The organism is Caulobacter sp. LjRoot300 (genome assembly GCF_964253875.1).
Classification (GTDB): Bacteria; Pseudomonadota; Alphaproteobacteria; order Caulobacterales; family Caulobacteraceae; genus Caulobacter.
Genome location: NZ_CAXUSA020000002.1, coordinates 261761 through 282072, shown reverse-complemented (window position 1 = coordinate 282072; position 20312 = coordinate 261761). Strand labels below are relative to the sequence as shown.

14 protein-coding genes are annotated in these 20312 nt (G+C 65.7%); 11 read left to right on the top strand and 3 right to left on the bottom strand.

The window, feature by feature from the left end; genetic code table 11:
- Positions 1 to 455 precede the first annotated feature (455 nt).
- From rfbB to ACSQ2G_RS06610, 4 genes are read left to right on the top strand one after another with little or no spacing between them, the layout of a single operon-like run.
- A complete protein-coding gene (gene rfbB, locus ACSQ2G_RS06625; protein ID WP_436029345.1) occupies positions 456 to 1508 on the top strand; it encodes a dTDP-glucose 4,6-dehydratase in 1053 nt (350 codons plus the stop codon).
- Positions 1501 to 2403 carry a dTDP-4-dehydrorhamnose reductase gene (gene rfbD / locus ACSQ2G_RS06620; RefSeq protein WP_436029344.1) on the top strand — a complete coding sequence of 301 codons (903 nt, stop codon included), beginning with the start codon at positions 1501 to 1503 and terminating at the stop codon, positions 2401 to 2403. The genes rfbB and rfbD overlap by 8 nt, the downstream gene beginning before the upstream one ends.
- Positions 2400 to 3281, top strand: coding sequence for a glucose-1-phosphate thymidylyltransferase RfbA (gene rfbA / locus ACSQ2G_RS06615; RefSeq protein WP_436029342.1), 882 nt, complete (start codon positions 2400 to 2402; stop codon positions 3279 to 3281). The genes rfbD and rfbA overlap by 4 nt, the downstream gene beginning before the upstream one ends.
- A 2-nt stretch (positions 3282 to 3283) precedes the next feature.
- Entirely contained in the window at positions 3284 to 4414 is a 1131-nt protein-coding gene (locus ACSQ2G_RS06610) for a DUF1972 domain-containing protein (protein ID WP_436029341.1), read from the top strand.
- Between the two features lie 57 nt (positions 4415 to 4471).
- Here ACSQ2G_RS06610 and ACSQ2G_RS06605 read toward each other — a convergent pair whose 3' ends face one another.
- Complete coding sequence (locus ACSQ2G_RS06605; RefSeq protein WP_436029339.1) at positions 4472 to 6127, bottom strand: lysine--tRNA ligase; 1656 nt, start codon at positions 6125 to 6127, stop codon at positions 4472 to 4474.
- Positions 6128 to 6160: 33 nt separating this feature from the next.
- Positions 6161 to 8368, bottom strand: coding sequence for an ATP-binding protein (locus ACSQ2G_RS06600; protein ID WP_436029337.1), 2208 nt, complete (start codon positions 8366 to 8368; stop codon positions 6161 to 6163).
- A gap of 581 nt (positions 8369 to 8949) precedes the next feature.
- Here ACSQ2G_RS06600 and ACSQ2G_RS06595 point away from each other — a divergent pair.
- The 6 genes from ACSQ2G_RS06595 to ACSQ2G_RS06570 all read left to right on the top strand — a co-directional run bounded on the left by ACSQ2G_RS06595 (position 8950) and on the right by ACSQ2G_RS06570 (position 18202).
- A complete protein-coding gene (locus tag ACSQ2G_RS06595) occupies positions 8950 to 10296 on the top strand; it encodes a BNR repeat-containing protein (protein ID WP_436029336.1) in 1347 nt (448 codons plus the stop codon).
- Positions 10297 to 10642: 346 nt separating this feature from the next.
- Positions 10643 to 11494, top strand: a complete 852-nt coding sequence (gene kduI / locus ACSQ2G_RS06590) for a 5-dehydro-4-deoxy-D-glucuronate isomerase (protein WP_436029334.1) — start codon at positions 10643 to 10645, stop codon at positions 11492 to 11494.
- Between the two features lie 70 nt (positions 11495 to 11564).
- Positions 11565 to 12806, top strand: coding sequence for a glycoside hydrolase family 88/105 protein (locus ACSQ2G_RS06585; RefSeq protein WP_436029332.1), 1242 nt, complete (start codon positions 11565 to 11567; stop codon positions 12804 to 12806).
- 8 nt (positions 12807 to 12814) lie between these two features.
- Positions 12815 to 14071: a DUF2264 domain-containing protein gene (locus tag ACSQ2G_RS06580; RefSeq protein ID WP_436029330.1), complete on the top strand. Its 1257-nt coding sequence runs from the start codon at positions 12815 to 12817 to the stop codon at positions 14069 to 14071.
- A 97-nt stretch (positions 14072 to 14168) separates the two neighbouring features.
- Positions 14169 to 14969 carry an IclR family transcriptional regulator gene (locus ACSQ2G_RS06575; RefSeq protein WP_436029328.1) on the top strand — a complete coding sequence of 267 codons (801 nt, stop codon included), beginning with the start codon at positions 14169 to 14171 and terminating at the stop codon, positions 14967 to 14969.
- Between the two features lie 371 nt (positions 14970 to 15340).
- Positions 15341 to 18202, top strand: coding sequence for a TonB-dependent receptor (locus ACSQ2G_RS06570; RefSeq protein ID WP_436029326.1), 2862 nt, complete (start codon positions 15341 to 15343; stop codon positions 18200 to 18202).
- A 93-nt stretch (positions 18203 to 18295) separates the two neighbouring features.
- Here the strand turns inward: ACSQ2G_RS06570 and ACSQ2G_RS06565 are convergent, their stop codons facing one another.
- Entirely contained in the window at positions 18296 to 19174 is an 879-nt protein-coding gene (locus tag ACSQ2G_RS06565) for an isoaspartyl peptidase/L-asparaginase family protein (RefSeq protein ID WP_436029324.1), read from the bottom strand.
- Positions 19175 to 19245: 71 nt separating this feature from the next.
- Here ACSQ2G_RS06565 and ACSQ2G_RS06560 point away from each other — a divergent pair, with 71 nt between their 5' ends.
- Positions 19246 to 20244 (top strand): NADPH:quinone oxidoreductase family protein, encoded by a 999-nt coding sequence (locus ACSQ2G_RS06560; RefSeq protein ID WP_436029322.1) that lies wholly within the window; start codon positions 19246 to 19248, stop codon positions 20242 to 20244.
- Positions 20245 to 20312: the final 68 nt, after the last annotated feature.

Sequence of the window (20312 nt, the reverse complement as noted above, 5' to 3'; positions counted from 1 at the left end):
TTTGAAGGTGATAGGTTTGGTTGACCCGGTATCATCCATGCTGCAGAGGACCGTATCGCGCGACCGGAGGAGCGCAGCGATATGAGATGATGACATGACGGCAGATGTGGATGTCGTTAAAGTTGGCTCATGCAAAAAATGCTCGGGCTGGACTGGCGAAAGCTGATCAGACCTAAGCTAAGCTTCTCCAGGGTGGACAATATCTGTCGCAAAGATAGATCGAACGGGTCATCCGTTCCGTCTATGGTGCCGCGTGTTGAATTCGGCGATTTCATCGGGCGCCGATGTCAGCGCGAAACTGGCGCGGAAAAGACGTTCGGTCGTGGCGACACGGCCCGAGTTCGATCCCTTAGGGCGGGCGCGGCGTTCATTCCCCATGGTTGCCGCGGGCCGCCATGGGGATCGATTTGGCGAAGGTTCGGAGTGCTGAGGCCTCCGGCGAATGGAGGTTGTACTTGCGCATTTTGATCACGGGCGGCGCCGGCTTCATCGGTTCCGCCTTGGTGCGGCGGCTGATCGCGAGCAGCGATCATGAGGTGCTGGTTTATGACAAGCTGACCTATGCGGGCGTGCTGGAGTCCTTGGACCCGGTAGCCGACAGCCTTCGCTTTCGCTTCGTGCAGGCCGACATCGCCGACGGCGACGCCGTCGCGGCGGCGCTGGCTTCGTTCCGCCCGCAAGTGATCGCTCACCTTGCGGCCGAAAGTCACGTGGACCGCTCAATCGACGGACCGGGCGACTTCATTCAGACCAACATCGTCGGCACCTTCGCGCTGCTGCAACAGGCGCTCAAATACTGGAATGGGCTCAAGGGCGAGGAAAAGGCCGCGTTCCGTTTCCACCACATCTCGACCGACGAGGTCTTCGGATCGCTGGGCGAGGAAGGCTACTTCACCGAGACCACGCCCTACGATCCGCGTTCGCCCTATTCGGCGTCGAAGGCGTCCTCCGACCACCTAGTGCGCGCCTGGGGGCATACCTACGGCCTGCCGGTGCTGGTCACCAACTGTTCCAACAACTACGGCCCGTATCACTTCCCCGAGAAGTTGATCCCGCTGGTGATCATCAAGGCGCTGGCTGGGGAGCCCCTGCCGGTCTACGGCGACGGCTCCAACGTGCGCGACTGGCTGTTCGTCGAGGATCACGCCACGGCGCTGCAGGCCGTGTTCGAGCGCGGCCAGCCGCTGGAGACCTACAACATCGGCGGCAATTCCGAGCGCAAGAACCTGGACGTCGTCAAGGCGATCACCGGCACGTTGGACCGCCTGTCGCCACGCGCCGACGGCAAGTCCTACGCCGAGCAGATCACTTTCGTGAAGGACCGTCCCGGTCACGACCAGCGCTACGCCATCGATGCGACCAAGATCCGCGACGAACTGGACTGGACGCCTTCGGTGACCTTCGAGCAGGGCATCGAGCGGACGGTCGCCTGGTACCTGGCCAACCGTCCTTGGTGGCAAGCCATTCTCGACAAGCGGGACGCCACGGCCCGGCGCGGCCATGGCTGAGTCCATCGCGATACTCGTGACGGGCGGCGCTGGCCAGGTCGGCGTCGAACTGCAGGCCCATGGCTGGCCCGCAGGGGTGAGGGTGCTCGCTCCCGCCCGGTCAGAGCTTGACCTGACCGACGCGGCCAGCGTCGCGGCCTGGTTTTCCGCCAACCCGGTGGCGGCGGTGATCAACCCGGCCGCCTATACCGCCGTTGACAAGGCCGAAACGGAAGTCGGGGCCGCGTTCGCCGCCAACGCCCTCGCGCCGGCTCTACTGGCCGAGGCGACGAAGGCGGCGGGCGTCCCGCTCGTGCACGTCTCGACGGACTATGTCTTCGACGGCCGTGGCGAGGGCTTCAACGCCGAGGACGCGCCGGTGGCGCCCCTGGGTGTCTATGGAGCAAGCAAACTGGCGGGCGAACTGGCCGTGCGTTCGGGCAATCCTCGCTCGGTGATCGTCCGCACGGCCTGGGTGCTGAGTCCCCACCGCGCCAATTTTCTCAAAACGATGCTGCACTTGGCCGGTGATCGGGACCGGATCTCGGTCGTGGCTGACCAATTCGGCTGCCCGACGTCCGCGCGCGACATCGCCCGGGCGCTGGCCACGATAACGCTACGGATGATCGCCGATCCTGGCGCTCCGACCGGCGTTTATCATTTCGTGAACGCCGGCGAAACCAGCTGGAGCGGTCTGGCCCAGGAGATCTTCGCGCAAAGCGCCCGTCACGAGGGCCCCTCGGCCGAGGTGACGCCGATCACCACGGCCGATTATCCCACGCCGGCCCGGCGACCGGCCAATTCCAGACTTTCCACCACCAAGATCACGGCCGATTACGGCGTCCATCCCCGTCCGTGGCGGGACGCCGTCGCGGAGATCGTTGAAGAGCTTTCGAACAGGAGCGCCGCGCCATGAAGGGCATCATACTTGCCGGGGGTTCGGGCACGCGTCTGCACCCCATGACCCAGGTCACGTCGAAACAGCTTATGCCTGTCTACGACAAGCCGATGATCTACTATCCGCTATCGACGCTCATGCTGGCCGGCATTCGCGAGATTCTGATCATCTCGACGCCGCGCGACACGCCGTCGTTTCAGGCGCTGCTTGGTGATGGCTCGCAATGGGGCTGCAGCATCGAGTACGCTGTCCAGCCCAATCCCGAGGGGCTGGCCCAGGCTTACATCATCGGCGCGGACTTCGTGGCGGGTTCGCCTTCGGCGCTGATCCTGGGCGACAACATCTTCTACGGCCACGGCTCGACCGATCTGTTCAATAGCGCGTCGGCCCGTGGGGAAGGTGCGACGGTGTTCGCCTATCATGTCACCGATCCCGAGCGTTACGGCGTGGTCGCCTTCGACGAGAAGATGCGGGCCCTGTCGATCGAGGAGAAGCCGGCCAAGCCGCAGTCCAACTGGGCGGTCACCGGGCTCTACTTCTACGACGCCGACGTGGTCGACATCGCGGCCAACCTCAAGCCCTCCCCGCGCGGCGAGCTGGAGATCACCGACGTCAACCGCGTCTATCTCGAACGCGGCAAACTGTCGGTGGAAATCATGGGTCGCGGCTATGCCTGGCTCGACACCGGCACGCCGGACAGTCTGATCGAGGCGGCCGAATTCGTGCGGACCCTTGAGAAGCGGCAAGGCTTCAAGATCGCCTGTCCCGAAGAAATCGCGTTCGTGAAGAACTTCATCGACGCCCGACAACTGGAAAAGCTCGCCGACAACCTCGGCAAGTCGACCTATGGGCAATATCTGCGCAATGTCCTGCGCCTGCACGGAGGAATGGCCTGAGGATGACGGAAACTCCTGCGATCTTCATCCTTGGCACGCGCGGCGTGCCTGCGGGTCACGGCGGCTTTGAAACATTTGCTGAACGCTTCGCCCTGCATATGCGGGAACAAGGGTGGCGGGTGACCGTATACTGCCAGGTCGATGACGGTCCTGCGGGGCCGGTGGTGGACGAATGGCGTGGCATTCGCCGCGTAACGTTCAAGGCGGGGATGGGCGCGACCGGGACCATGTATTTCGACTGGCAATGCGTCCGGCATGCCATGAGCGAGCGCGGCGTGATGCTGGTGCTGGGGTACAACACCGCTGTGTTTAGCGCGCTATTGCGGTTGGTTGGCCTGCCCGTTTTGACGAACATGGACGGTATTGAGTGGAAGCGCGCCAAGTGGCCCTGGCACGGTCGCGCCTGGTTGTACGTTAACGAATGGATTGCGGCCGTCACATCGAACAAGCTGATCGCGGACCACCCGGAAATCGCTCGGCACCACAGTCGGCATCGCCAAGCTTCCGATATTGTCATGATCCCGTATGGCGCGGATCTCATCGAAACCATGCCGACGGACGCCGTCCGAGCTATGGGACTAGAACCCGGGCGTTATCTTCTGTCGATCGGCCGGATCGAGCCGGAGAACAATATCGTCCAGATGATCAGGGCGTATGCGCGTAAGGATCGGCCGTACAAGTTCGTGTGCCTTGGCCGACTCGAACCAGAGAAGAACCCGTACCATGCTGAGGTCATCGCCGCGGCCGATGGCAGGGTTCTATTCCCCGGTGCGATCTACGAGCAGGATCGCGTCAAGGCCTTGCGGTTCCACGCGGCCGCGTACTGCCACGGTCACAGTGTTGGCGGCACGAACCCTTCGCTAGTCGAATCAATCGGCGCCGGGAACGCGATCGTGGCGCATGATAATGTCTACAACCGCTGGGTTGCTGGGCCGGCTCAACTGTACTTCCAGGCGGCTGACGATCTCGCGCTCATGCTCGACGATGAGTTGATGGACATTGATCGTATGGCGCGGGCGCGCCAAGGCTCGCGAAGCCAGTTCGTCGAACGGTTCAAATGGATCGATATCTTGCAAGCCTACCAGGCAGAAGTGCAGGCCGCCTGGGATCACTACGCGAAAAAGGAACGCTGATCCGAAAATTGGGGGTGGAGCTCTGATCTCCGCCCCGTTCGGCCAACCCCTTTCCGTTCAGCCCAACTTTTCCTCGATCAGCGCCGTCGTCCTGTCCAGGCCGAAGATCGCCGCGAACGAGCCGAAGCGTGGGCCCTGGCTCTGGCCCAGCAGCACCTCGTACAGCGCCTGGAACCAGGCGCGCAGCGGGTCGAAGCCGTGGTCCTTGCCGACCGCGAACACCTCGTTCTGGATCAGTTCGGCGTCCTGGCAGTCCGACGGCAGGGCCTTGAGCCGCGCCAGCAGGTCGAGGATCGCCGCGCGTTCCTTGTCGTCGGGCGCGCGGAACGCCTTCGTCGGCTTCACGAAGTCGTCGTAATAGTTGATCGCGTAGCCGGCCAGGCGGTCCAGCAGCGGCTGGCTCTCCGGCGTCGCGCCGGGGATGTAGCGGGACAGGAAGCCCCACAGGATCGCCTTGTCCGAGGCGTTGGCGGCCGAGACCAGGTTCAGCATCAGGCTGAACGACACCGGCGAGCCGTACTGCGGCGGGCGGCCCGAATGGACGTGCCAGACGGGATTGTCGAGCTGCTTGGTCGGTTCCTGCCGCGGATAGGCGTCCAGCTGCTGCAGGTACTCGTCGGTCGCCTTGGGAATGACGTCGAAATACAGCTTCTTGGCCGACTTCGGGCTCTGGAACATGTAGTATGACAGGCTTTCGGGCGCGCCGTAGCGCAGCCAGTCCTCCATCGACAGGCCGTTGCCCTTGGACTTGGAGATCTTCTGCGAGTTTTCGTCCAGGAAGAGCTCGTAGTTGAAGCCCTCGGGCGGAACGCCGCCCAGCGCCTTGCAGATCTGGGCCGAGGCCTTGACCGAGTCGATCAGGTCCTTGCCGCTCATCTCGTAATCGACGCCCAGGGCCGTCCAGCGCATGGCCCAGTCGGGCTTCCACTGCATCTTCACATGACCGCCGGTGACCGGGACCTCGACGCTCTTGCCGTCTTCGTCCTGGAAAACGATCGTGCCCTTCTCGACGTTGCGTTCCAGGGTCGGGACCTGCAGCACCTTGCCGGTCGAGGGGCTGATCGGCAGGAAGGGCGAGTATGACGCGCGGCGCTCCTCGCCCAGGGTCGGCAGCATGACCTTCTGGATGGCGTCGAAGCGCGCCAGGGCGGTCAGCAGGGTCTCGTCGAACCTGCCGCCCTTGTAGCATTCGGTCGACGAAACGAATTCGTAGTCGAAGCCAAAGCTGTCCAGGAAGGCGCGCAGGCGGGCGTTGTTGTGAGCGCCGAAGCTGTCGTGGGTGCCGAACGGGTCACGGACCACGGTCAGCGGCTTGCCCAGGTCCTCGATCAGCGGCTGCTTGTTCTCGATGTTGTCGGGAACCTTGCGCAGGCCGTCCATGTCGTCGCTGAAGGCGATCAGCCGCGTGGGAATGGCGTCGTCGGTCAGGGCGCGGAAGGCGCTGCGCACCATGGTCGTGCGTGCCACCTCGCCGAAGGTGCCCAGGTGCGGCAGGCCGGAGGGGCCGTAGCCGGTCTCCAGGATCACCGGCCGTGCCAGGGCGGGGAAGGTCCTCACCGCCTCGTCGGCCTTGCCCGAATGGATCAGGACCGAGGCCAGGTCACGCTCGGCGTCGGACAGGCGCAGGCGCAGGATGCGGGCGAGCAGGGCGCGCGCCTGCTCGAACGGCCAGGATCGAGCGTCGCGGGCGAGGGGGGAGAGGCCTTCAAACATGCCGCGGGGTATAAGCGGTGTACGCGGCCGAGGCTAGGTTTCCAGTGAGAGACGGCCTGGCTTTTGGTCTGGAGACGCTCGGTTCGCCGAGAGCGGGCTACCTCGAATAGCGGCGGAGCTTGCGGGAAGAAGATCGCCTTGCGGCCCCAGCAACCTGGCGATCGTCTCGATGAGATCGCCCGCGACGATCGGCTTGGTCAGAAACGCGTCGGCGCCCGCGCCGAGCCCGGCGGTCTCGTGTTCGGGCAAGGCGTTCGCGGTCAGCATCACGATCGGGGTCGCGACCGAGCCAACCTCGCGTTCGGCCCGGCGAATATGGCCGATGGCCTCCAGGCCGCCCATGTTGGGCATCTGCATGTCCATGAGCACCAGGTCGTACCCGCCCGGCTGGAAGCGCGCGACGGCCTCTCGTCCGTCGGCGACCATGGTCAGGTCCACGTCCAGGCCCTCGAGCATCAGGCTCACCACCCGCCGATTGATGTCGTGGTCCTCGGCCAGCATGATTTTCAAGGTTCGCCCCGCGTCCAGGACGGGCTCGACAGGGCCTTTGGGCAGGGCGGGGCGATCATCCGTCGCCATCACGGGAAGAATCAGGCGCACCGTGAAGCGCGATCCTTCCGCGGGGACGGAAACAGCCTGGATCTCCCCGTTCATCAGGCGGGTCAGGGCCAGGGAAATCGACAGGCCAAGACCTGTGCCGCCGAACCTGCGCGTGATCGAGCCGTCGGCCTGGGCGAAGCGCGCGAACAGGCGGCGACCGGTCTCGGCGTCGAAACCAATGCCGGTGTCCGCGATCGTCAGGCTGAGCGCCTGTCCGCCGGCGGTCTCGGGACCGGCTTCGACGCTCAACTCGACCTGGCCGCGATCGGTGAACTTGATGGCGTTGGAGATCAGATTGCCGAGGATCTGCTTCAGGCGCGCGGCGTCGCCGACGTGCCGATCGGCGACACTCGGCGCGATGTGAAGCTCCAGGGCAAGCCCCTTCTCCTCTGCCTTGGCCCGGAACAGTTCGACGATCGCCCGGCAGGTGGCCCGAAGATCGAAGCTTTCGGCGTGAATGGCCAATTCCCCGGCCTCGACCCGCGCCAGGTCCAGGACGTCGTTGAGCAAGACCTGCAGGGAATCGGCGCTGGTTTCGACCAGTTGGACCATCTCCCGCTGCCTTGGCGCCAGGTCGGTGCGAGCGAGCGCTCCGACAATGCCGATTATGCCGTTCATCGGGGTGCGGATTTCGTGGCTCATATTGGCCAGGAATTCCGACTTGGAGCGGCTGGCCGCCTCAGCCTTCTCCTTGGCCTTGCGTACCGAGGCGTAGGCGCGCTCCAGTCGCTGGGCGCTGCGGTTGCGCACGCTGAGCGCGGCGGTGGCGGGGACGGCCGCGGCGAAGGCCGAGGCGATGAACAGCTGGACCATGAACTGCTGGCGATAGGGATCGGCGGGCGCCATGAAGGCGATCGGGCCGTGGCCGTTGGCCGTCAGCGCCATGGCGACGACGCCGGCCGTCAGCACCGAGGCGTAGACCCATCCTGGTCCGGCCCGAAACGCCGTCAGCACCAGGGCGGGCATGACCAGTGTCAGGGCGATGAATTGGTCGGAGGTAAAGGACACGATCGTCAGGGCGACCGTGAGCGCCAGCAGCAGGAAGCGTTCCAGGCGCGGCCCGGCCGCCGCGTGGAAGAGCCGCTCCTGCTTGAACGGCAGCAGGGCCGCCGGGGTCGCGATCAGCAGACCCAGACCGTCCTCCAGCGCCCATTGCAGCCAGGCGTGGGCGAAATCGGCGAAGGATCCATCGATCAGTCCGACCAGGACCTGGCCGGCAAGGGCTTCGACCGCCGCGGCGGTGGCGGCGATCAAGGTGAAGATGAACAGGCGGCGGGCGCGCGAAAGGTCGAGCGCCGCCCCGCAGAAGGTCCGGGTCAGCATCGCTCCGCCAAACGCCAGCGCCTGGTTCAGGCTGCTGAACAGCACAGCGTGCGCCAGGTCGATCCGGCCGATCCAGTTATGGGCGAGATCGATGCTGAAGCAGGCGAGACAGAAGCCAAGGCCGAGCCGCGGCGGCAGAACCAGGATCGCCGCCAGCAAGACGCCGTTGGAAGGGAAGAAGGCGACGGCGTCGCTGATGTCGCGACAGAACAGCCAGATGCAGAGCTCGATGGCGACATAGGCCAGGAACAGCGCTGCGGCGGCGGATAGGCCTTGCGGCGGATCGGCCGGTCGATAGAGGCGAAGGCGAGCGGTCATGCGCAGGCCTCCTTTCGGCCCGAGGCGCGGCAGGCGCCGCGGATTCCGGAGGTCCGTCCTGTCGAACTGGAGGTTCAGCCCCGCGGTCTCGAAAGAGGAATTTCAGCACCGAGCCAGCACCGACGCGTCGAGTCGTCGATTGCTCAAGCGATTGCGTAAGTCGATCGTCCGTCCCCAGCCAAGATCCATGGCGCAGGAGAATGGTGGCAAGGTCAAGGAACGGTAAAATCAGATGACCCGGCTTGTCGCATCTGGCTCGGCGCGGGTTACGCTCAAAGCGGGTAAAGCCCTCGCGGTTAAGCGGTTTTGCGCGTGGAGATTGGAAAAGGCGGGCGATCACGGTGAAATTCACGGCGGGGCGGGCTTTGGAACTCCAATGCGGCCATTGCTTTGGCGACGTCTTGCCGCACCGCGCGGCCGCTCGTTCAGACCGCGAAGAGCCGTTGCAGAGCCGCGGCTCGACGCCGTGATCGCCGGGCGTACGCAATCGGCTCCGTTGACGGTCGGGGTCTTCGTGGCGTTTCTGACCGTATCTCTAGTCTCCGACGGGGTTTTTTATGCGTCCTGACTGGCCGCGCGCCGTGGCTTCCGCGCTCGCGGGTGCGATCCTGACTTTGAGCGCGGCGACGACGTTCGCCCAGGCGCCTGAGGCGGACCATCCCGTTCGCGCCCTGCCGATCAAGTCCATCGAGGCCATCGACCAGGTCTGGTCGGGTCACAAGGTCGGCTTCGCCCTGGCCGCCGGCGCCAAGCGGATCTATGTCGGCTATTATGACGCCAACCGGCAATTGACGATCGCCCAGCGCGACAGGGCGGGGACCGCCTGGACCTATGTCAAGCTCGACACCTGGCTGGGGTGGGACAGTCACAACTACGTCGCCATGGCGGTCGATCCGGCCGGGCAGCTGCATGTGATGGCCAACATGCATTCCGAGCCGCTGATCTACTTCCGGACCACCGGAAGCGACGACGCCCGCGATCTGCGACGGCGGCCGAACATGATCGGACCCGACAACGAGGCCCGCGTCACCTATCCGATCTTCCTGCACGACGCCGGCGGGCGACTGCTCGTCAAATATCGCTCCGGGCGGAGCGGGTCCGGCGACGAGATCTACAACGTCTTCGATCCTGTGGCGGACGCCTGGCGGCGCCTGCTCGATACGCCGCTGGCCAGCGGGGAAGGCAGGCGCAACGCCTATTTCGTCGGGCCGGTGCTGGGGCCCAACGGCATGTTCCATGTCGTCTGGGTCTGGCGGGATTCGCCGGACGCCGCGACGAACCATGATCTGAGCTACGCCCGCAGCCGTGACCTGATCCATTGGGAGCGATCGGACGGCGCCCCTCTGACCCTCCCCATCACGCTGGGTCAGGCCGAAATCGTCGATCCGGTTCCGGTGCGGGGCGGCATGATCAACAACAACACGGTGCTGGGTTTCGATTCCGCGGGGCGACCGGTCATCACCTACCATAAGTTCGACGCGGCCGGAGATACGCAGGTCTACCTGGCTCGGCGTGAAGCCGGTGGTTGGCGCAGCGTTCCGGTCAGCCGCTGGAAAGGCTTCCGCTGGGACTTCGGCGGCGCCGGCAGCCTGGCTGGCCAGGTGTCGGTCGGCGGCGCCCGACCGGCCGGACGTCGGCGACTCGTCGTGCCGGTGGTCCGCGAGGGGCGATCACTCGAACTGGTCGTGGACGAGGCCTCGCTGGCGTTCGTCGAAGAGCGCCCCGTGCCCAGTCTCGCCGACCAGATGGCCGCCAAGTCTCCGCCGCCCGCCGACATGCGGTTCAACGTGCTGCCGCTGTCGATCGGATTGACCGAGGCCTATGCGCTGGCCTGGCCCACGCGTCCCCCGCACCGCGACCAGCCTGCCGAGGATATTCCCGCGCCGACCACCCTGCGGCTGTTGAGCCTCAAGGCCGAGCAGCCCTGATCGGATCCTTCCAAGGTCTCCGCGGTACGCGTGACGAGCGCTTGCGTCACTGTGGCTTGGCGATGATCCGTTCCGGATAGCCACTTCGAGCTTCGTGAATTGAAACGGCGTCCATATCGGCCTTTGCCCACATAGGATGTCCGCCATGGCGCGTCTGGGCTCGGAATTCCCGGGATCAAAGAGATCCGTTCCGATTTGCGGACTTGCGTTTCAGAAATCTATTTGTCAGATAAATGCGATAAGGTCGGGACAATTCAGTTGGGGGGAGGCCTATGCCGGCGGTCCATATCGCACCGGGCGCGGAGCGTCCCGGCGGTTTGTCGAACAGGGCCCGGGAGCGTCGGCCTTGACGTACGACAAGGTCTTCTACGCCACGCATCCCGACATGATGGCTGGGGCCAGCAATCAGGATCTCCGCGACCGGTACCTGATCGAGGGCCTGTTCGTCGCCGGTGCCGTGAAGCTCAACTACCTGCATCAGGAGCGGCTGGTGATCGGCGGCGCCGCGCCGCTGGACGCGCCGGTCGTCCTCCCGACCCAGACCGAGCCGCCGTCGCTGGCCGGGCAGCCGTTCCTGGCCAGCCGGGAGATGGGCGTGGTCAATGTCGGCCAAGGACCCGGCCGCGTCGTCGTGGACGGGCAGGTCTTCGTTCTGGAATCCCTCGACGCCCTTTACATCACGCGGGGCGCGGCCGATGTCCGGTTCGAGAGCCTCGACGCGGCCGTTCCCGCCCGTTTCTACCTGGCCTCGACCCCCGCCCACGCCGCCTTCCAGACCAAGGCCTTGTCGACGGCGGCGGCCATCCCGCTCGAACGCGGGGCGCTCGAGACCGCCAATCATCGGATCATTTACCAACTGGTTGTGCCGGGCGTCTGCGCCTCGGCCCAGCTGCTGCTAGGCCTGACCATCCTGCAGCCGGGCAGCGTCTGGAACACCATGCCGCCGCACCTGCACGACCGCCGTTCCGAAGCCTATTTCTACTTCAGGCTCGGGGCGGATCAGCGGGCGCTCCATTTCATGGGCGAGCCCGACGCCACGCGGCACCTGGTCGTCGCCAACGAGCAGGCGGTGATCTGCCCGCCCTGGTCGGTCCACAGCGGCGTCGGCTCCGGCAGCTACGCCTTCATCTGGGCCATGGGCGGCGAAAATCTCGACTATGACGACATGAACGTGCTCGACATCTGCCAGCTGCAATAGCGATGACGCGTCCAGGACCGGGCGAAGCAACAAAGAGGCGGGCGTGAACCCGGCCTGTACGGAGGAAGCGATGAGGTTTGTTATCCGCGCGGCGGTCGGGGTCGTGGTTTCGCTGGCGACGCTCGCGCCGCTGGCCGCGACCGCCGCCCAGGGGGAGCCGGTGTCCGCCCAACCCGCGTCCGCCAAGGCCGCGTCCGCCCAACCCGCGTCCGCCAAGGCCGCGGCCGTTCCCTATGCCCGCGCCGAGGTGCTGCGGTTGGCCGAGAAGGCGGCGGACTACCAGTTGGCCACCATGGCCGCGGGCTACATTCCGCCGAACACCTCAGGCGACACCGCCGATGCGAAGGGGTGGGTGCAGGGAGCCTTGTTCGTCGGGCTGCGGGACCTCGCCGACCGGTCCGACAACACAGCCTATCGCCAGGCGATCCTGGCGCGCGGCCTGGCCAACCAGTGGCAGTTGGGCAAGCGTTTCTACCACGCCGACGACCACGTGATCGGCCAAGCCTACCTCTGGGCCTCGCGCCATGGCGGCGGCGACGCGGCGATCGGGCCGTTGCGTCAACGCTTCGACGCCATCTTGGCCTATCCGCCGAAGGTCGGGCTGGAGCACGCCGAATACACCGACCCGCGCGGCGTCGACTGCGACCAGCGCTGGTGCTGGAGCGACGCCCTGTTCATGGCCCCGGCCACCTGGTTCGAACTGAGCAAGGTCACCGGCGACCCGCGCTACGCGGCCTATGCCCGCAAGGAGTTCGCCGCCGTCACCGACTTCCTCTACGACAAGGACGAGCATCTCTATTACCGAGACTCCCGGTTCTTCGCGCGTCGCGGCCCGAACGGCGAGAAGGTGTTCTGGAGCCGGGGCGACGGCTGGGTGTTCGCCGGCCTGGCTCGCATCATCCCGCTGTTGCCGCCCGGTGATCCGGACCGCGTGCGGATGGAAACCGTGTTCAAGGAAATGGCCGCCAAGCTGAAGGCGATCCAGAAGCCCGACGGTTATTGGTCGCCGTCCCTGCTGTCGGACCCGGCCAAGTCGCCGCCGGAATCCAGCGGCACCGCCTTCTTCACTTACGGCATGGCCTGGGGCCTGAAGGCGGGGTTGCTCGATCGCCCCACCTACGAGCCCGTCGCCCGCAAGGGCTGGGTCGCCCTGACCCGCGCGGTGCATCCGGATGGCAAGTTCGGCTACGTCCAGCCGGTCTCCGACCGTCCGGAGAGCGTCAGTTATGACGACACCCAGTTCTACGGCGTCGGCGCCTTCCTGCTGGCGGCGACGGCGATGGCGGATCTTGACCTCAAGCCGGCGCGATAGGAGCGACCATGCACAAGCGCGACTTCATGAAGGCGGCCCTGGTCGGCGCCGCGTCCCTGGGGGCCGGCGGCGCGGCCAACGCCGCCAAGCCCGCCGCGACGTCGATCGACGACCGCGCCTACATGGCCGGCCTGCTGGAGAAGATCGCCAGTCCCGTCCTGTCGGCGATGTCGAAGGGCGAACTGAAGAAGACCTTCCCGCTCGAGCTCAGTCCCACCTGGGATGGGCGCGAGTCCGGCGTGGCCTATCTGGAATGCTTCGGCCGCATGATTTCGGGCCTGTCGCCGTGGCTGAGCCTGCCCGAGGACGCCACGGCGGAGGGCAAGGTCCGCAAGCGGCTGACCGAGCAGGCCCTGCAGGCCTATGTTCACGCCGTGGATCCGGTCAGCCCGGACTACCTGCTCTGGCGCGGTCACGGGCAGGCCCTGGTGGACTCGGCCTATTTCACCCAGGCCCTGCTGCGCGCGCCCAAGGCCCTGTGGGAGCCGCTCGACGCAACGACCAAGAAGCGCATCGTCGAGGAGATCAAGGGTCTGCGGCGGGTCAATCCGCCGTTCATCAACTGGCTGCTGTTCGCGGCGATGAACGAGGCCTTCCTGCTGCAGATCGGCGAGGAATCCGACCCGATGCGGCTCAACACCGCCGTGCGCAAGATCGACGAGTGGTACATCGGCGACGGCTGGATCAAGGACGGCGCGACCTTCCACTTCGACTATTACGGCTCGTTCGTGATGCACCCGATGATGATTCAGGTGCTGGAGATCATGGAGGCCAACAAGGCGCCGTTCTGGAAGGACGACCTGACCAAGTGGCGCGAACTGGCCGTCAAGCGCGCCCAGCGCTACAGCGAACATCTGGAGCGGTTCGTCTCGCCCGAGGGGACCTTCCCGCCGTTCGGCCGCTCGCTGACCTATCGCACCGCGGTGTTCCAGCCCTTGGCCCTGTTGGCCTGGCGCAAGACCTTGCCGGCCAAGCTGTCCGAGGGACAGGTGCGTTCGGCCCTGGTCGCCGCGCACAAGGCGATCTTCAGCCAGCCCAGCAACTTCACCAAGGACGGCTTCCTGACCATCGGCTTCGCCGGGCACAACCCGGCCCTGGGCGACTGGTATTCGAACAACGGCAGTATGTATATCACCGCCGAGGGCTTCCTGGCCCTGGGGCTCCCGGCCTCCGACAGCTTCTGGACGGCGCCGGCGCAGCCGTGGACTCAGAAGCTGGCCTTCGCGGGCCAGCCGTTCCAGAAAGACTACGCCGTCGACTATTGAACCGGAACGGCGGGCTTGGGTGGTCATTGCATTTTGCCGACGGGGTCGTATCACTATCCGGTACGGCCCGCGGCAATGTCGCCGGGGCGCCCGCTGAATGGCTGACATGAAGGACATCGTCCCGACGGACACCGACGAGGCCGGCGCGTCGCGGACCAGCGCCGGCGCCCAGACCCTCTTCAAGGGGCTGGAGGTGCTCAGCCGGGTCGCCAAGGGCGACACGACGCTCGGCAAGATGGCCAAGTCGCTGGACCTGAACAAGACGACCGTCCACCGCCTGGCCTCGACCCTGGTCGATGCGGGGTTCCTGTCCTTCTCGCCGCGGGACGGCTACGCGCTGGGGACCAAGCTTCTGGAGCTGGGCTACGCCGCCTCCCAGCAAATCACCTTGACCCGCGTGAGCCACGACCACCTGCGCCAGCTGTCGATCGATACCGGCGATACGGTCAATCTGGGCGTGCTGGATCGCGACCAGGTGCACTATATCGACAAGATTCCCGGGACGCGGCGCATCGAGGTGCGTTGCGTCATCGGCGAGCGCCAGCCCTTGCGGCACACCGGCCTGGGCAAGGCGCTGCTGCTGGACGAGAGCGAGGACGTCCTGCGCGAGGTGTTCCTGCGCGAGGCCGCGGTCTTTCCCCGCTATCGCTACGACCTTCGCCAGTGGCTGGAGATCATGGCCCGGTACCGGACCCTGGGCTACGCCCTCGATCTTGACGAGAACGAGGATCACATCCGGTGCGTGGCCGCGCCGATCCGGGACATGGGCGGCAAGATCGTCGCCGCCGTCTCGGTGTCCTCGATCGCCCAGTACATGGACGACGCCCGGATCGCGACGGTCGCCGCCTACGTCAAGGAAACCACCCAGAAGATCAGCGCCGAGTTCGGCTACCGCTGAACCGGGACGATTCGCGGTTTAGGAGCGCCGCGACAGGATCGCGGACCTCGCTTCCGTGCGTCCGGATGCGGATTTCATGTTGCCGTCACGCAACATTGGTTTCCGAAACGCCGGCCCGCCTGAAAAATCATACAAATGACGTTCCCATATGTGTTGCATCGCTTCGCTATGTGTTACGCCTTGGATCAGAAGCGAAAAGCTCGACCGAGGAAAAATGCCAGGACCGATGATGCGGTGCTCGACCGCCTAGACGCTAGGACAGCGTCTGTTCTCGATTTTTGAAACACGCCGCCCGTGAGCGGGCAGCCCCCTCGACTTCGTCGAGCGGGGACGGGATCTGCGCGGCCAAAGGGCCGCGAGGGGAGGGAACCATGAAGAAGCAACTGCTGCTGACGACGATTTTGACCATGGGAATGGGCGGGGCCACCGCGGCCTGGGCCCAGGACGCGGCGACGCCAGCCGCCGCCACCGACACCGTCGAAGAGGTCGTGGTGACCGGCTTCCGCTCCTCGCTGGAGAAGGCGCTGACCCTGAAGCGCGACGCGATCGCCGTCCGGGATTCGATCGTCGCCGAAGACATCGGCAAATTCCCCGAGGCCAACGTCGCCGAAGCCCTGCAGCGCATCCCCGGAATTTACATGACCCGCGATGGCGCTTCCAACGAAGGCCAGCGCATCGCCATCCGGGGCCTGGGTCCCGAATATACGGTGACGACCCTCAACGGCGCGCCGGTCCATACGACCTCGTCGACCAACGTCGGCGGTTCTTCGCGCGACTTCAACTACGACGTCTTTGCCTCCGAGCTGTTCGGCCGCGTGGACTTCTACAAGACGCCCCTGGCTGAACTTGAAGAAGGCGGCGTCGGCGGCGTGGTCGATCTGCAAACGCCAAGGCCGTTCGACGGCGCCGGCGGCCAGGTTCTGCGCTTCAACGCGGTGGCCTCCTACAACACGGCCTCCAAGAAGATGGACCCGAACGTCTTTGGGCTGTTCTCCAAGACCTGGAACAATTGGGGCTTCCTGATCGGCGTCGCCCACTCGACCAGCGTCAACATGAAGTCGGGCTTCGAGGCGACGGGCGGCTACAACAGCAACTATCTGGCTGGCCACCCGGTCCCCGTCGACACCAAGACGCCGCCGACCCTGCGCAATGGTCCCTTCAACATGGCGCTGGACTGGGCTGATCCGCGAGCCGCGGGCATGCTTGGCAATCGAACGGCGATCGACAACGCCTATCTGTCGCGTTTCTACCGCTACTACGGCGCCGAGAATACGCGCGATCGCGACGGTCTGGTGTCTTCGCTCCAGTACAAGAACGACAAGCTGGACGTGAGCTTCGACACGCTGCTGTCGCATCTGCAGGACTCGCGTGACGAATTCACCTTCGGCCTGCCGATCCGCAACTCGGCCACCACCAATGTGGCCGCCCGTCCGGGCACCTCTGGTCACAACGGCCTAGTGCCCATCAACGTCAGCATCGTTGACGGCAATCTTCTGCAGGGAACGTTTGGGAACACGTCCTATCTGGGCGAGAGCTACTACTATAACGCCGAGACGAAGTTCGCGTACGGCGGCCTCAACGCCAAGTACCAGGTCAACGATTCCTTGAAGCTGACGGGCCAGCTGGCGGCTTCGGACAGCCGGGCGTTCTATGACAACAAGCGGATCGTCTCGAACCTCTACGGCGTGACCTCCACCCTCGACTGGGGGAGCAACCGGGTCTATCCGGGGCTTTCGGCGCCGGGCGTCGACTTCACCAACCCGGCCAATTTCGAAGATTTCAGCACGGCCGTGGACTGGAATCGCGAAGTGGACAAGGAGCGGGTCGCCAAGCTGGTGGCCGACTGGGACTACGGCCTGGGCGACTGGAAGGGTCACCTGAAGGCGGGCCTGTCATACGTCGATACGACCAAGCAAAAGACCAAGCGCAACGGAACCTCGATCGTTCAGGCCCGCCTGGCCGCGATCGGCGCCGCGGGGCTGCGCGCCTCGATGCTGCATCACGTGCCGCTCGACAACCTCGTCATCGGCGACAACTACCCGCAGCAATGGGCCACCTTCTCGCGCGACTACATGATCAGCGTGCTGGATCCGGTCGGCGCGGCCATGGCCTCGCCGGTCGATCTCTCCAGCAGCTTCACCGCCGACGAACAGGTCAGCACCGCCTTCATCCAGTCGGATTTCAGCGGGCAGGTTCTTGACCGCGAACTGCGCATCAACGCCGGCGTGCGTTACTCGCAAACCGACATGACCATCGACAACTTCAAAAAGACGGGGGCCGGCGGCGCCTATCAGCCCAATACCGAAGAGAGCAGCTACAACAACACCCTGCCTTCGGTCAGCTTCGCGTACGACGTGATCCCCAACCTGGTCTGGCGTGGTTCCTGGGGCAAGACGATCACGCGGGCGTCGCTGTCGCGGATCGCCGCTCAGACGGTCATTCCCAATATCTACAACACCTATGCGACCTCGGGTAATCCGGACCTGAAGCCGGAAGTCTCGACGAACTGGGATACGACGGCGGAGTGGTACTTCGGGCGCGGCGGGATTCTGAGCGCGGGCTACTTCAAGAAGAAGCTGGAGGACACGACGATCGCCCAGCGTTCGGTCGTGCCGTTCTCCAGCCTCGGCCTTCCCGACCAATCGCTGGCTATCATCTGGCAGACCCAGAACGGGCACGTCGACCCCAACCTCCCCATCGACGTCGACACCTTCATCAATGGCGGCACGGTGAATCTCGACGGTCTCGAGTTCGCCTACCAGCAGTCCTTTGATTTCCTGCCTGCCCCATGGGACGGTTTTGGCGCGCTCGCCAGCTACACCAAGGTCAACTCGAAGAGCAACGATCTGAAGTATCGTAAGCAGGACGGGTCGTTCGATATGGTCAACCGCATCCCGAAATATTCATATAGCCTGACCGGCTACTATGAAAAGGGTCCGCTGGGTGCGCGGCTTACCTACAACTACAAGGCTCGGAACATCATAGACACCAACCCCGATGGTTCGGATCTGGAGCGCTGGCATTCTGGAGCCGGCTACCTCGACGGCAACGTCAGCTACAAGATCAGCGACGCCCTCGAACTGCGTCTCGACGTCCTGAACCTCACCAACACGCTGGGCTTCGACTACTTCGAAGACGTCGCGGGTCGCTACGGCAACGGCAGGAAGACTCGCCTAGACTACGCCAAGTATGATGGCCGAACGATCAAGTTCGGCGTGCGCGGCAAGTTCTAACTGTTCGACGGGAAGGTTCAGGCCTTCCCGTCGACGGCCCTTGAGGCGTGGAATCAGCTGGGCCGGCGAAGAACAATTCCGTCGCCGGACGGCCTAGAACGCCTCGGCCACGATCGTTCCGTCCGGCAGCAGGGCGGCGCGCTTGAGGCCGCTGGAGGCGAAGGGCATGGCCACGTTCCCGTCGCGGTCGACCGCGACCACGCCCCCGTGGCCGCCGAGGTTCGCCACGCCCTGGATGGCGGCCTGGGCGGCGGTCTCGAGGCTCTCGCCGCCGAACCGCACCCGGTGGGCGATCTGGGCGGCCACCGCAGTGCGGATGAAATATTCGCCCTGGCCGGTGCAGGACACTGCCGCATGGCCGTCGGCCCAGGCGCCGGCCCCGATTATGGGCGAGTCGCCGACCCGGCCCGGCAGCTTGCCGAACACCCCGGCGGTCGAGGTCGCCGCCGCCAGCCGGCCTTCGCCGTCGCGGACCACGCAGCCGACGGTGCCGGTGGGCAGGACATCCGGCGCGTGATTGGCCTCGAAGGCTCCGGCGTGGGTGAACCAGGCGGCGGGGTCGGCGATCGCCTTCAGCCCCTGCTCGCGCGCGAAGGCCATGGCGCCTTCGCCGGCCAGCATCACGTGGGGGGTGCGTTCCATCACCGCCCGGGCGGCCAGGATCGGACTCTCGAAGCCCTGAAGAGCCGCGACCGACCCGGCGCGCAGCGTGGCGCCGTCCATCAGGCTGGCGTCCAGCTCGTATTCGCCGTCGGCGTTGGGCGAGGCGCCCTTGCCGGCGATGTAGAGACCCGAGGCCTCCAGGGCGACCACGGTCTCGACGGCCACGTCCAGGGCGCTGGCCCCGGCCGCCAGACGCGCGCGCGCCGCCTCGACCAGGCCGCGCATATGGGCGATCTCGACCCCGTAGTCGTGGCCGCGCTTGGCCCCCGCGCCACCGTGCAGGGCGAGGGTAAAACGTTTGTTTGACATTCTGCTTCCTTGGCCGTCCGGCGTGCGCTAGCGTCCGGCCGCTCATAAAGACAAACGCAGGGAGAGGCGAGATGAAGGCGGTGCTCAGCAAGGCGGTCGGCGGACCCGAGACCCTGGTGCTGGAAGACCTGCCCGACCCGCAGCCCGGCCCGGGCCAGGTGGTCCTGGAGGTCAAGGCCTGCGGCGTCAACTATCCCGACGTCCTGATCATCGAAGACAAGTACCAGTTCAAGCCCGAGCGGCCGTTCGCGCCCGGCGGCGAGGTGTCGGGCCTCGTCGCGGCGGTGGGCGAGGGCGTCACGACGCTGCAGGTGGGCCAGCGGGTGCTGGCCTCGACCGGTTGGGGCGGCATGGCCGAGCGGGTGGCCCTGGACGCCGCGCGCTGCACGCCGATCCCCGACGCCATGCCGTTCGACGAGGCCGCCGCCTTCATCCTGACCTACGGCACCTCCTATTACGCCCTGAAGGATCGCGGCCGCGTGAAGGCCGGCGAGACCCTGCTGGTGCTGGGCGCGGCCGGCGGCGTGGGGCTGGCGGCGGTCGAGTTGGGCAAGGCGGCGGGGGCGCGGGTGATCGCCGCCTGCTCCAGCCAGGAGAAGGTCGACCTGGCGATCCGGCACGGTGCCGACGCCGGCGTGGTCTATCCGCGCGGTCCGTTCGACAAGGACGGTCAGAAGGCCCTGGCGACCCTGATCAAGGACGCCTGCGGTCCCAACGGCTGGGATGTGGCCTATGACGCCGTCGGCGGCGACTATTCCGAGGCGACGATCCGCGCGGCCGGCTGGAACGGTCGCTTCCTGGTGATCGGCTTCCCGTCCGGCATCCCCAAGATCCCGCTGAACCTGACCCTGCTGAAGTCGTGCGATATCGTCGGGGTGTTCTGGGGCGCGGCGGTGGCGCGCGATCCCAAGGGTCATGCCCAGAACGTCGCGGAACTGATGGATCTCTACGCGGCCGGCAAGATCCGGCCCTATGTCTCCGAGCGCTTCCCCCTGGCCAGGGCCGGCGACGCCATCGCCCACCTGGCCAGCCGCAAGGCCATGGGCAAGGTCGTGGTCGTCAACGATTAATCCGCGACATCGCGACACAGGCGGATTGGCGGTCTCTGGAGCCGAAGTCTTCGGGAGGCCGGTCCGTG